The 13,625-nt window shown below is 33.3% G+C and carries 14 protein-coding genes; 13 read left to right on the top strand and 1 reads right to left on the bottom strand.

Annotation, left to right across the window (positions count from 1 at the left end; all coding sequences use genetic code 11):
* Positions 1 to 137: 137 nt before the first annotated feature.
* The 5 genes from WR164_RS01670 to WR164_RS01690 all read left to right on the top strand — a co-directional run bounded on the left by WR164_RS01670 (position 138) and on the right by WR164_RS01690 (position 5,674).
* Positions 138 to 392, top strand: a complete 255-nt coding sequence (locus WR164_RS01670; protein WP_507763362.1) for a VanZ family protein — start codon at positions 138 to 140, stop codon at positions 390 to 392.
* A gap of 426 nt (positions 393 to 818) precedes the next feature.
* The gene (locus WR164_RS01675) at positions 819 to 1,916 is read left to right on the top strand and encodes a hypothetical protein (protein WP_286135822.1); all 1,098 of its coding nucleotides are present in this window, start codon (positions 819 to 821) and stop codon (positions 1,914 to 1,916) included.
* A 1,055-nt stretch (positions 1,917 to 2,971) separates the two neighbouring features.
* Positions 2,972 to 3,169: a hypothetical protein gene (locus WR164_RS01680; protein ID WP_286135824.1), complete on the top strand. Its 198-nt coding sequence runs from the start codon at positions 2,972 to 2,974 to the stop codon at positions 3,167 to 3,169.
* 417 nt (positions 3,170 to 3,586) lie between these two features.
* Entirely contained in the window at positions 3,587 to 4,507 is a 921-nt protein-coding gene (locus WR164_RS01685; RefSeq protein ID WP_286135825.1) for a replication initiator protein A, read from the top strand.
* Positions 4,508 to 5,137: 630 nt separating this feature from the next.
* Entirely contained in the window at positions 5,138 to 5,674 is a 537-nt protein-coding gene (locus tag WR164_RS01690; protein WP_286135827.1) for a DUF2335 domain-containing protein, read from the top strand.
* 293 nt (positions 5,675 to 5,967) lie between these two features.
* On the opposite strand, the gene WR164_RS01695 is transcribed toward WR164_RS01690, so the two are convergent.
* Positions 5,968 to 7,038, bottom strand: coding sequence for a D-alanyl-D-alanine carboxypeptidase family protein (locus tag WR164_RS01695; RefSeq protein WP_286135828.1), 1,071 nt, complete (start codon positions 7,036 to 7,038; stop codon positions 5,968 to 5,970).
* Positions 7,039 to 7,172: 134 nt separating this feature from the next.
* Between WR164_RS01695 and WR164_RS01700 the strand changes: the two genes are divergently transcribed.
* The 8 genes from WR164_RS01700 (at position 7,173) to WR164_RS01735 (ending at position 13,623) form a co-directional block, all read left to right on the top strand.
* A complete protein-coding gene (locus WR164_RS01700) occupies positions 7,173 to 7,691 on the top strand; it encodes a hypothetical protein (RefSeq protein ID WP_286135829.1) in 519 nt (172 codons plus the stop codon).
* A 73-nt stretch (positions 7,692 to 7,764) separates the two neighbouring features.
* Complete coding sequence (locus WR164_RS01705; RefSeq protein ID WP_286135830.1) at positions 7,765 to 9,246, top strand: collagen binding domain-containing protein; 1,482 nt, start codon at positions 7,765 to 7,767, stop codon at positions 9,244 to 9,246.
* 52 nt (positions 9,247 to 9,298) lie between these two features.
* Positions 9,299 to 9,961: a class A sortase gene (locus WR164_RS01710; protein WP_286135831.1), complete on the top strand. Its 663-nt coding sequence runs from the start codon at positions 9,299 to 9,301 to the stop codon at positions 9,959 to 9,961.
* A gap of 85 nt (positions 9,962 to 10,046) precedes the next feature.
* The gene (locus tag WR164_RS01715) at positions 10,047 to 10,508 is read left to right on the top strand and encodes a hypothetical protein (RefSeq protein ID WP_286135832.1); all 462 of its coding nucleotides are present in this window, start codon (positions 10,047 to 10,049) and stop codon (positions 10,506 to 10,508) included.
* Positions 10,509 to 10,519: 11 nt separating this feature from the next.
* Positions 10,520 to 10,858, top strand: coding sequence for a hypothetical protein (locus WR164_RS01720; protein WP_286135833.1), 339 nt, complete (start codon positions 10,520 to 10,522; stop codon positions 10,856 to 10,858).
* A gap of 75 nt (positions 10,859 to 10,933) precedes the next feature.
* Complete coding sequence (locus WR164_RS01725; RefSeq protein WP_286136877.1) at positions 10,934 to 12,049, top strand: M24 family metallopeptidase; 1,116 nt, start codon at positions 10,934 to 10,936, stop codon at positions 12,047 to 12,049.
* Positions 12,050 to 12,065: 16 nt separating this feature from the next.
* Complete coding sequence (locus WR164_RS01730; protein ID WP_286135835.1) at positions 12,066 to 12,857, top strand: LiaF transmembrane domain-containing protein; 792 nt, start codon at positions 12,066 to 12,068, stop codon at positions 12,855 to 12,857.
* Between the two features lie 130 nt (positions 12,858 to 12,987).
* Positions 12,988 to 13,623: an MgtC/SapB family protein gene (locus tag WR164_RS01735; protein WP_286136878.1), complete on the top strand. Its 636-nt coding sequence runs from the start codon at positions 12,988 to 12,990 to the stop codon at positions 13,621 to 13,623.
* Positions 13,624 to 13,625 lie beyond the last annotated feature (2 nt).

Consider the following 13,625-nt stretch of genomic DNA (forward strand, 5'->3'; position numbering starts at 1 on the left):
ATTATTCATATATTTTCTGATGATTACTTCTAGATGCTACTTCATTTGAAAAGTAGGGTGAATCTACTTCAGCATAGATTATGGCTTGAAATGCATCAGTTTGCTATGTCCCGTTTCAAGAAATCTCCTGGTTGAATGTGATCATGACGATGCCAGTTGGTGTACTACTGTTATTGATTGATAAGCACAAGGTAAAATTTAGGTTGGTACTGTCATTAGGAATTGGCATTGGGTGTTTTATTGAAGCAACTCAATTTGTATTGGATAATACTGTGAATGGATTCTTACGGTATGTTGATATTAATGATGTGATATCGAATGCACTGGGTGTTGTGTTAGGGTATTATGCGTTGATGATTTTCTTTAAGATTGTGAATAAAATAGTTAAATAGATAAAAAAATCTTCTAAAAGCAGTGGCTTTTAGGGGATTTATTTGTATTGTTAACTGCACTTGGGTGATAATGTGGTAGAATTATTATATATTAAATTTCTTTCATTTTATTAATGATAGAAATTTTTAATAAATATAATTTATTAAGAGGACAGTAAATTAGTGGTAGTTTATGAAAATACGGTCATCATCTTCTAATGAGATTAAATTATATGTGTTTGGACTACCATCATTATTAATTTAAAGACTATTATGAAGTTAAAAATGATGACTTCTACAATATTATTTTTAAAGGAGTTGTAAAATATTTTAAGTGAACAACAACATGATTATATAATGAACGTTTTTTATGATTCAAATTATATTTCAAATATTTATAATAGTAAATATAATAATATTTATTTTATTATGTTTGACAGACCCAACTTGGAAAATCTTGAAGCCAAACCAATAAAAAATGTTGGCAAATACCATGTTAGTCAACTTTCAGATTATACCAATACTATTATTTTAGATCCTAATTTGTTAAAAGAAAAATATCCAATCATTAATTCTTATCGTCCCATATTATCAACGGGATTAGATTCTAATATAGTTGGAAGGCTAAGTAAAAAATTTGATTTAAACAATGATGATGACAAAAAATTTATAAAATACTTAACTGATTTAAAAAAGTATCGTAATAATATTGATTGTAATCCTTATTTGATAGAAAATATTTTAATTGACAGCGAAGATGAACATGTACTTAAATCTATAATTCCGTTTACTGGTTTTAAAAATACATCTTATAGCGATATGATTAATTTTAAAAAAAATATTGATAAAAATGAATCTAAAAAAATATTATCATTATTTGATGAAGGTAAAAAGAATATGAAAGTATCTGAATATTATTGGATAATGTATATTATACTTTTACTAGCTACGAGTGAATTACTCTTTGATCATAAAAGCATTGTTAAAAAAATGAAGTTTATTTTAGATTTTATTGCTAGTGAAAAATTACCATATTTAGAAGCAGAATTATATTATGCTTATTTAATTATAGATAGAAAAAATCATAAAGAAATTCAACTATTTGCTAAACCATTACAATTAGGTAGTAATTTAATTAACATTAAAAAGAGATTGAGAGGAATGGCTCGTGATATATCATTGATAAAATATGAAGTTTTATACATGAGTGATCAAAGTAATCCATCAAAGCATAAATTTATTCTTCGTGAAATTGCTACTCAAGATCAAGGATTAAATAATTTATTAAAATTAAATCCAATAAATGCTATTGCTATCGTTGATAATGGAAATGGTAATCATGAATATAGATTGAAATATAAATATAATATATGGGAAGAACTTAATAGCAAAAAAAATGGTCTTGGAATAGAAATGATGAAAAAATTTCAAAAAAATCGAGGAGTACCAGATTTTAATAATTTAGATAGAATTAAACAAATAGCATTAAATTTAGAGTCAATTGTTTTCGATAGTCTTAATAATTTTAAAAATATAAAAAGATGATTTTATTTTAAATGAATTTAACATCTGGTAAGTGATAAGGTGACTTTTAAATTCATATTGTTAATAATTTAATTGTTATATTAAATTAATTGAAAGAAGAGGGTAATTATTTATTAAGAAAAATGATGTTAAATCATGTAAATGCATATGTAATTTTAATAAAAAAAGGTTAACCAAAAATCAAGATTATTAAAAGTAATGGTTAATACTTTGATTAAGTTTATCACTACTTTGATTGATTCTTTTTTGTTTTTTATTTTATATAGTGCCATTTTTGTTTTGATTTATGCTTTTATAGCAGTTTTTAATAGGAATCAATTATTTGTTAATATACTTTCATTGAATAATATTATGATAAATTATGGTGCTACTATGGTAGTTATATATATTATTTTAATTATATTTATGTATTGTTGGATTAGATATGAAATTGATGATTATTCTGATGATTATATTATTAAATATAAAATATTATTAAATTCTTCAAAGAAATTTAATTTAAAACGTATAATTGAAAGTGTGTTTTTATTTATATTCCTTATATTATTTTATTGCTTTATTAACAGTGCACTTAATGTAAAGAATATTAAAAAAGTTGATCCTTATCTCCCACTATACGTTATATATATTTCTTTTTACTTATCTTACCATTATAAAGTTTTAATTTATAAAATCAATAATATGCAAGACAAAACTTTTATAGCATTTATAACCACGTTGATTACTGCAACTGCTACAATTATTGGTGCAATAATTGCTGCTATATTTGAGAATTAATATACTTAACGTGTTTAAAATTTTATTAATGATGAAAAATTTATCTTTTTTAAATGATTATTGTAGTTTATAAGATAGATAAGCCTGGTAAATATTTATCAGTTTAACTACTTATTAATTAATAATTATAATGCTGATTATGTTATTGCTTTCAAAAATTCTTGTAATTTAATTCCGCTATTGATTTAGGATTATTATTTGATTTTCATGACGAACTTAAAAGTGTTGATTACAGACTTGCTTCTGTTTTATACGTAACTGAATTTAGGGGAAGTTTCATGACAGATTTAGGTTCTGAAAATAATAGTAAATCCAATGAGGTTCAGTTAACAACAAATGATGTTAAAAAATTTTTTAAACGTATTGATTCAATTGAAATTGCTCCCAATGCTGAAATTATTGCATTAGGATCGGACGTATTTAATGCTTTTCTTGAATATGCTGGAAAAAAGATAAAGAATTTAATCCATTTATGATTAATAATCATCGAATTAAGCGTGTATATCATTATTCAACTGAAAATGGTCATTGGAAATGGGATATAGTTAGAAAACAAGTTTTACGCTAAATTTAATTTTCAATAATAGAAAAGTTTTGCTCAAATAATGGGCAAGCTCTTTTTTAACTTCCAATTGACACCCCGCCACCACAGTAGTAATATTACTAATGTATATAAAAAGTCGCCCAAAATGTTTGGACGGCTAATAAAATTGAATAATAAAAAGAAAACTAATGATGTATTTGTTTTTGGTAGAACGACATCATTAGTTTCCCGCTAGTATTAATATACCAGTTATCATTATATGCTGAATGAATACTAATTTCAAATACATACTAGCAGGTCCGAATGGAATATTCAGGCCTTTTTTATTATTCCAAAAGGGGAATAATAAATGATGAAACAATGCTTACTTGTCGATATGGAGATTGCGGACAATTCGGAATTGAACATGAATGAAGTGGTGGCTTACGCTCGTTTGGCTGATCGATTAAAATCTTCTATGAAACGCAGCAACTTTTATGATGCTAAAATGAACGCTTACTACGTCATCTTCACATTGGATGAAATGGCGAATAAATTACGGGTATCGAGGAGAACCGTCAGCAAGATCTATGCGCATTTTAAGCGTTTAGGTTTAATCGTCATCAGACACCAGTTCAATCATGCTGGCAAAATCTTTTTACCGCGGGTGGTAAAATCTGCAACTCCTGAAGTGCAGAATGTGCAACCTAATCAAGAATACTTTAATCAATACAAGGGTAATGGAACAGTTAACACAGAACCGGCACATTTATATCAACGTGAAGATGAATCGACCCGGTGGATCAAGTCGACCAAACAAATTGGTCTAACTGAACCGACACTCCAGTCCATTTTGAAGTTTGCCAAGTGCAATCTGAAAAATTGTCACAAGATTGTGCGGATTATCTTGAATGCTAGGAACGTGGTGGCAATGAAGGCAAAAATTGCGAAGACGGCAGTGACCCAGTTTGAAAGTAATCAGAATCTGCAGAGTGGGCTGTACGAGCAGTTGAACCACATTTTTAGCTATATTATTAAGTATGGCTATCAGACGTACTGGGGCTATTTGACGAATGCGCTGAAGGATTTCTTTTTAGATGCATTTGGTTTGAAGCAACCGGTGAAGACGGTTAAGCCAACAAGGCAACGGATCCGATTTGGAAAGCGACCTGTGATCCATGAAACGTTGCCAGAGTGGGCGAATGATGATTATGAGCCGCATTATAAGAAGGCACCGTTGGCGGAAAGATTGGCGGTGAAAGCGAAGTTAAGAAAGTTAAATGAAATGTAGGGTTAGTGAAATAAAAAATCCTCTATCATCATGTGATAGAGGAAAATACTAATTATTCTTGGATGAATATGCTTTGTAGGCATTATCTTTTACTTTCTTAAAGTTGTTTTTAATTTCTTGATTGATTAAATCCATAGCATCTTTTAATTGCTTTTGTGACATGTTTGATCACCTTCCTATATGGATTAATTTATCTCTGTTTAATCCCGAAAGGGATTGTTCAAGCGAAACGTTCCCAGAAGCTCTGAATTTCAATCCCGATGTAGTTCACTTTAATAGTGTACATTCTACTATTATCTAAAGTATAAATAAATTGATATTTAAGATAATCCTTATTATTATAAATAAAAGGGGGATATATTATTATGATCATAGTTAAATTAATTAATTCAATATTTATTTTTTCAAAGTTACTTATAAAATTAATAAGTAGAACCATATTTTACCCAATTGACTTGGTTAATAATAAAATTGATAAAGTAAATAACAAAATTGAATCATTATTTTCAAAAAACAATAATTTGAATTATTTATACGAGTTTCCAAAATTTTCTATAAATAATGATTATCATGAGATTAATAATGATTATAAAAAAATTGGAAAGGATATGTACAAGTCACTAAATAAATATGAAAGAGACAAAAAATTCCCAATCACCCCAATTGCATCCAGATAGTAAGGTTAGAAAAAATTCTAATTCTGAAATAAAATCTCACAAGGATTTTAAAAAATTACCTCCTAATTTGCAACATCGTTTGATAAAAATTCAAGAAACGAGAACTTCTAGCCCGTTCCCTAATCCAAAAATGCTAAAGGGATATAATGAAATAAATCCTGGGATAGCTAATAAAATCATTGATAGTGGGATTGAAGAATCTAAATATAGAAGAAATCTTCAAAAATCCTATTTTGAAATAAGAAAGAAAAATGCTGAAAGTTTAAATGATTCAAGAAGAAGAAGAGAATGGTTTGCTTTCGTAATTGCTATAATATTAGTTTTATCAACAATAATTTTGTTGTTTACAAATCATTATATTGCGGGGACACTTTCTGGCTTTGGATCTTTAGCTTTAGTTGGTAAATTTATGTATCCTAATTATGAAAATAGTAATTTAAATCATAACAAGAAAAATGCGTCTAATAAAATGGCTAAAAACAAAAAATGATTTTTATTAGTATTAGATTATAAGAACTAAAATTAATAAATATTTACTTACCAACCAAAGTAATATATAATAAAAATGAATAAAAAAGGATACCGACTGCAATCGGCATCCAGTGAATTGATTTATATAAGTTGATTCATCTTGCTAAATTAAATAATTAAATTATTCAATAAAGTCGTCGGTGGTCGTCAACCTTAGCGGCTTTTTTGTGTCTTTATTTTGATAACTACTACATTTCAAACTAAAATAAACCGCATCCCATCCGGACGCGGTTATTTTTTACATTTTAATTATTATTTTGCCATCTTAACCTTGTGCTGCTTGACTGCCTTTGGCTTGGTCTGTTGTGGATTATTTCGGTACAATTCCTTCAACATTTTGGCGGAATTAGTAAAGATCTTCTGGTCATTTAAGACAACTAAGATGATCCGGTGCTTGCCTTTCGGGTGGGCGGTCCCCACGAAGCACAAACCGGCCGAATCGGTGAACCCAGTTTTCAGGCCATCAACATTCAGACCATCAACTAGGTCAGCAAGCGAACCATTCTTCAAAAGGGGATTAACGTTAACCAGAATCTGACCCGCTACTTTTTCACTACTTTGGGAAGCATCTTTCAAGATATCAGGATGATCCTTCAAAATATTACGGGAGATCACGGCGGTTGCTAAGGCCGAGACTTCATTCCCGGTCTTATTCTTACCGGTGATCTTGAAGCCGTATTTGGCAAGGTCGTCATTCTCTAAGCCGGATGCGGAGACAAAGTGGGCGTTCAAATGCCATAGTTTCGCCTGGGTATTCATATCCTGGATGAACTGTTTATCACTACCAGCAACCCATTCACCAAGGGCAATTGTGGAACTATCGGAAGAACCAACAATGGCAGCCTGGTATAGCTGGCGAACGGTATACGAATTGGCTTTAAATTTAAAGCCACCATTAAACTCAGAATTATGACTCATTCGGCGTAAATTAGGATTAGTGACATCGATTCGCTGATTCCAATTATTATGTAGGTGATGCACTTTTTTAGCAACTAGATAAAGCGTCATTAGTTTAGCCAGTGAGGCAATTTTAGTATTTTGTTTAGCATTCTTTTCGTAGATAACTTTATTGGTATCGGCATCTAAAGCGACAACTTCCTTGGCGTCCTTGGACCCATCCAGTTGACGTCGCATTTTATTACCATTAGAAACGGTATTGATGGTTCCTTTATCATCATACAGATAACTTTGTTTAACACCCTGACGGGAAACGGGGGCCTTAGCATTCTGATGTGAAGAAGAATGAAAATGAAGGACCCCAATTATCCCAACACAGATTACAATTAAACCAATTACAATCATATTCAAACGCTTGTTCCGCATATTAATTTCTCCTAACCCCAATAATATAAATCTAATTATATATAAGAATATCATATTTATTACCAATTGTGTTTACGATTAATTTACATTTTAATGGTAAAATAGATTCAATTAATTATTTTAGGAAGTGGATCATGCCAATTTACGGATATTCATTAATTTTAATGGTGGTGTTTGCAATGGTGCAACTAGCATTCGACTACCAGATTAAACATCATTTGAAATCTAAATTCAATGGTGCAACTAAATCTAAATTACTCCTTCATCATCAACATTTGAAAAGCTATCGTTATAATGGTTCTCTGATCAACATCAAACGTGAAGTTAATTTCGCAAGGGTCACCACGATTTTATACCTTTTATTCGGATTTATCATCGGTCTGATGACCATGAATATCGAAAATTTTAATCTACAGATTTTTAACGTTCTAAGCTGTTTAGCTTTGATTGTGATGACATTGGTGTCTTTGAATCGGGAAGTTGATATGGTTGCTGAACGGAATTATTTTGCGGATTATTTACAGCACCATCCCAAGAATGAATTGAACGTTGCTTTAAAATCAAAGAAGTTATTGTTTACAAAATTAACGATTACTTTGTTAACGACACTTGTTGGAGTAGTCCTGTTACTATTTGCTGGTTTAATAAATTAAAAAATGATTGCAAATATTAGAAATATATATTAATCTTACTAAAAAAGGGTTATTAACTTTTGTAGGTGATGAGATGAAAAAGATATTTCTAATTTTATTCGGCATGATAACAATATTAATCTTTAACGGTTTGAATCAAAATTACGTTCATGCCCAATCAATTAATGGGGCAACTATTAAATCCAGTATTACTGATGAAAATGGTAAAAATGTAAGTGGTCAGGATCAATTAGATCGTTATAGTAATTATAAAGTTCATTGGGATTGGACAATTCCTGATAATGTTCCTGTTGATGGTAATCAGATTAAACTGCAGTTACCCCATAACGTTATGTATAGTGGCGATGGCACGAGTTTTCCCATTATTAATGATCACGGTCAAAATGTCGGCATGTTTTCAATTAACAAGGGAAGTAACTATGGAACTTTAATATTTAATAATGGCTTAGATCATCGTAATGACCGCCATGGCGTGATTGAATTGTGGGTAAATGGAACTAAAATTGATCCATTTCATAAAAACTGGTTCATTAATAAGCTTGGTTGGGTTGCAAATCAAAATAATACGATTACTTGGAACGTTTCATTTAATCCGAATCTTAAAAAGATTAATCATGTTGACCTTCAAGATACTTTAGGAGCCGGTCAAACCTATGTTAATGGTTCTTTAAAATATCAAATCGGGACATACGATGATCATGGTAATTTTATACCGGATTCCAATCAGGATGTTTCCGCCAATATTACTAATAATAATCCACAAATTGATTTACATTTTAATAATGTTATTAATCATGCTATTAATTTAACATACCAAGTGAAAATTGATGGAAAACGGAACGATTATGGGAATGAGGCCTTGATTCATTATATGGATGTTACTAATAATTCATTACAACCTGATTCACATTCTCAGACCGCAATGGTTTCATCAGTTGTTAAAACGGGTGGAGATGAAACTGGTAATGGTTCGATTCCTAACTCAACGACTCCTAGCAATCCAAATGGCAGAACAACGACGCCTAATCATCCCGATAATAACACAACGCCAAATCAACCGAATGTTCCTAACCAACCCAATAACAACAATCAAACGCCAAATGCACCGAATAGTGGGACTACGACACCCAATCAACCTAATCAGCCGACGACGCCGAGCCAACCAAATTCGACCACTCCAAGTAATCCCAGTGGAAATAATGTGACGCCAAATCAGCCAAGCACACCGAATCAAACACCATCGAAACCCAACCAGTCGGGTCAAAATCCGGTAAAACCGGCACAACCGAGTTCAACTAAACCGCATTCAACACATATTGGATCAGTTCCATCTCATCAAAATCATGTCACTGATCATCATGTTGGAAGCACACCGAATATTTCAAATCAACCGAGTGAACAACCATCAACAACTAGGGCTAGTCATCATCAAGAATCATTACCACAAACTGGTGATAATACTCATTATGGCTGGATGACGGCAATTGGTTTAACCTTGATGAGTTTAGCATTACTGATTCTGTTTGGAATTAAATTCAAGAATCATAAATCATAATTATAAAAAGGTGGCATTTTGATGCCGCTTTTTTAATAGGAAGTCTGAAAGCATGAAGAAGAGATATTTAATTCCAGCCATTATCCTATTCTTGATTGGGTTAATCCTCGTGTTTTACCAGCCCATTCAAGACAGTTTGATTGCTGAAATGACTAGCAATCATCTTAGTGATCAGACAGTAAGAGTAAACCGTCTCAATCGGAAGCATGAGTCTAATTTTAATTTACAGCGGGTGAAACCGGTGGATGCCGCGACGGTTTCGAAAGCACTATTTGATCACGACGATTCAAATGTAATCGGTAAAATTGTGATTCCGGCCGTTGCGATGAAACTACCGATTTTTAACGGCTTGAATAATAATGATTTGATTAAGGGTGCTGGAACCATGCATCCGGATCAGAAAATGGGCAGCGGCAACTATGCTTTAGCCGGTCATCATATGAGTGACAACGGGATTTTGTTTGGTCCACTTAGCAGGGTAACCACTGGTGATTTAATCTATCTATCTGACGGTTCAAAGTTATATGAATACCAAGTAACTAAAAAGATCATGATTGATAAGCACCAAGTGAACTGGATTCAGCCGACGAATAAACCAGTAGTGACGCTGATTACCTGTTCTAGTGGGAATGAAGGCGAACAACGGCGGATCATGGTCCGTGGTAAATTAATTCAAAGTCGGAAATTAACTCGTAATGATCAAAAATTATTTTAAAAAATAGGATGGCTTAATCACATTGATATTGAGCCATCCTTTTGTTATCCTTTAGTTTCATACTTTGAGAAGTGGGGATGGTAAATTGGATACCAGTGTTTCAGATTTAGGCGACCATGTAGTTGGCTTTGCAATTGTCTCAATTATTTTCATGTTTCTATTAGTCCTGACGGTGATGATATTTCGTGCCCATCATAAATGGTACGGATTATTAATGGTGATTGGATTATGCATTAGTGGAGGATTCATGGGCTTATTTGCTGATACTTACATTAGTTTGTATCAGCAACAGTCTGATGCTCAATATCAATTAAATCATGATTCAAATTGGACCAAAATGAAATTGGCAGAAGATAGATACACTATAAAATATTTTGCTGATCATCATTTTCACGTTCAATTGGCTGACTATGAGGTTGACAAAGAGGGTAATGAAACGGATTATCCAGTTATGATTAACCATAATCATTGGTCGTCGATTTCAATTGTTTATCAAAATGGTCATAATCATATTAAATCGATTTCGATTGGTAAACGTAATCATTAGGAGGGGTATATATGCTATTAAGAATTAAAGGAAAATGGTTAGAAATTGGCGTGGCCCTGTTTTTAATGATTGGACCCTTCGGATTGGAAAATTTATTTCTTAGTGATTTGGTTTGGGGACATTTTTTTGATCGGATTAATAACGGTTTAGGTAATTTCTTGTTCGTATCACCGATGATATTATTATTACTAACCAATATGTACATTCCGTTTACCTATATTCATGACGATTTCAAACACCATGGGAAGGGAACCCCTAAATACCGGAAATTTCTTGCAGGGTGCAGTATCATGATTCTTTTCATGGCATTAGTAATCCTGTGCATGTTTGAAAGTAGCATTGGTGCTTAAAGTGATTTACAATCAGCATTGATTATTAGAATTATTCTTACTATAATGTAATCAAGTTAATAAAAAAGGGTGGTTATTTTGAATCAAGATAAATTAAAGCAAATTGAGCAGTGGACCAACGATCATCATTATGATTTTACATATATTAGTGATCCCAAGAATATTGAATACTTAACTGGTTATTATACCGACCCGCACGAACGGATTTTTGCACTGATTGTTTTTCCAGATCACGACCCATTAATTTTTGCACCACAATTAGAAGTGGAAGACATTCAAAAGAGTGGCTGGTCATTTGACGTTGATGGTTATTTAGACCATCAGAATCCTTGGCGGATGATTGCCAAAGATGTTGAACAACGGGTCCATGAACCGCACCATGCTGCTTTAGAAAAGAGTAGTATGCAGTTCCCCGTTCATAACTTTGAAGCCTTGGCCGGCGCATTATCCCACGTTACATTTGACGGGGATGTTTCTAATCTTTTGGAACAGATGCGTTTGATCAAGACACCGGAAGAACTAAAGGAATTGGCTGCGGCCGGTAAAGAAGCTGATTTTGCAATGCGAACCGGTTGGCATTCTGTCAAACCCGGGGTATCAGAGACTAAGATTGCCGCTGATCTGCAATACGCTTTAATGAAACGGGGCGTTATGGAAATGAGTTTTGGCACCCTCGTTCAAGCTGGCAAACATGCTTCAGAACCGCATAGTGTTGCCGGTAACAACAAGGTTGGCAACGATGAACTCGTTCTATTTGATTTAGGAACCATGCATAACGGTTACGCATCCGATACATCCAGGACCGTTGCCGTTGGCCATCCCGATGACAAAAAATTAGACATTTATAAGACCGTTCAAGCAGCCCAATTAAAGGCCATGGATTTCTGCAAACCAGGGATCACCGCTGAAGAACTGGACCACTGCGCTAGAAAAGTCATTGATGATGCTGGCTATGGAAAGTACTTCATTCACCGTTTGGGTCATGGGATTGGTTTAGGTACCCACGAATACCCATCGATTATGCAGGGTAACAAGATGGTCTTGAAACCGGGAATGTGCTTCTCCATTGAACCGGGCATTTACGTTCCAGGCGTTGCCGGGGTTCGAATTGAAGATTGCGTCCACGTGACTGAAAATGGCTGTGAACCATTTACCCATAACACTAAAGATTTAACCTATGTTGATAAATAGAAAGTAGGCTTTTTAAATGAAATACAAATATTCTTTTCACCGCCCTAATACATTTTGGGGCGTCGTGTTGATTCTGGCGGCCGTTTTACTAATTTTAAGTAAATTGAACATGTTCAGTGTTCATTTAGGTTTGATCCAAGCCATCTTTACTTTGATTTTTTTGGCAGTCTTGATTCGTAGTGTCTTTCGCCTGCGGTTTCCTGGCATTATTTTCTCCCTTGCGTTTTTAGCAATTATTTATGCTAAACCACTGGGGATTAGTCAGTTATCGCCATGGACGATTTTAATCAGTGCGATTTTATTAAATTGGGGATTAAGTTTGATTTTCAGACCATTTCCACACCTATCAAAGTATTTCGGCAATGACTTTGTTGAATTTAACTATGATACTAATCATAATCATCGAAATCAAAACCAAGATACTTTTGACGGTGATTTTAAAGAAGTGGATGGTGAACAAGCAAAAAGTGACCATTCTTCATCGGTCAAAATTGACAATAATTTAGGTGGATCCACCCGCCGCGTTGATACCGATGATTTCCAACATGCTGAAGTTAATTCCAGCATGGGTGAAGTCACTTTATATTTGAATCAAGCCAAAATGAAAGCAGAAAAGGCTGAGATCAATCTGAATGTTTCAATGAGTGACGTCAACATTTATTTGCCAACGAATTGGCAGGTCATCGATCAAGTTGAGCATTTTATGGATGATAGTGATACAACTGAAAATGGCAAGGGTCATTATGATAAGACCGTTTACTTAACTGGCAAGGTATCGTTTTCTGATTTCAATGTTTATCATATTTAATTAATGCTAAATGATAAAAGCATTCTTGAATCTTTTGTATAATAGGTTCAAGAATGTTTTTGATTATATTTATGGAGGTGAAAGTTTGTTACTAACAAATTTAGATTGGTTTCTTCGTTTAGTTCTTGCTATGTTCTGCGGTGGCCTAGTCGGCTACGAACGTTCCAGACAGTTAAAAAGTGCCGGAATTAGAACCCACATGGTGGTTGCTGTTGGTTCTGCACTAGTCATGATCGTATCTAAATACGGCTTTTATGATATTTTATCGCTTCATAATATTGCACTTGATCCATCCCGTATTGCCGCCCAGATTGTCAGTGGGATTTCCTTCTTAGGTGCTGGAACCATTATTATTGGTCGCAATCGGGTCAGCGGTTTAACAACGGCTGCCGGAGTCTGGTCGACTGCGATGATTGGCATGGCCGTTGGTGCCGGAATGTATTTTATCGGCATTGCCGCCACTATTTTTATCGTGGTGATTCAATTTGTCTTTCACGATGATTCTATTTTGAACATTTTAATTAACCGGATTCATATTCGTTTAAATTTAGAAATTAATAATGATGGGCGCGCAATCGAACGAATTGAAAAAATTTTAGGCCAGCACCACGTTGAATTAGTTAATTTACAAGTCACCTCGGCGGATGAAACCCGTTTGGGGGTTCGCATTGATGGGATGATTAATCACAAAATTAACCCCAGCAAGATTATTTTAGCGCTGGAACGTGATCATGATGTCGTAAGAATTACTTCAGAACATCGATAGGG

Source organism: Philodulcilactobacillus myokonensis, assembly GCF_027923585.1.
Lineage (GTDB): Bacteria > Bacillota > Bacilli > Lactobacillales > Lactobacillaceae > Philodulcilactobacillus > Philodulcilactobacillus myokonensis.